The 263-nt window shown below is 66.9% G+C and carries 1 pseudogene; it reads right to left on the bottom strand.

Features of this window, described 5'->3' with window-relative positions:
- Positions 1-263 (bottom strand): annotated as a pseudogene (locus tag AC5RUQ_RS20970) (HNH endonuclease signature motif containing protein); the annotation flags it as partial.

Here is a 263-nt window from a genome sequence, read left to right as displayed (position 1 = left end):
TGCCGCCGGTGGCGGGCAGGGTGTTGGTGGCCAGGGCGGTTTTGACGGCGCTGACGATTCCCTCGAGCTGTTTCTGTGGCCGGGTGCGCCGGTCCAGCTCCACATCGCCGTCCCGCCAGGAATCAGTGCCAGCACCAGCACCAGTACCCGTACCAGTACCAGCAGGAGCGCCAGTGCCTGCACCGGTGGTGGTGGGTGGGGTGGTGCGGGGGTTGGTGGCGGTGTTCATGACGGTGAGGATGTGTTCGTACTGGTCGGTGGTG

Source organism: Arthrobacter sp. MDT2-3 (assembly GCF_059090465.1).
This window is presented reverse-complemented; position numbering and strand designations above follow the sequence as displayed.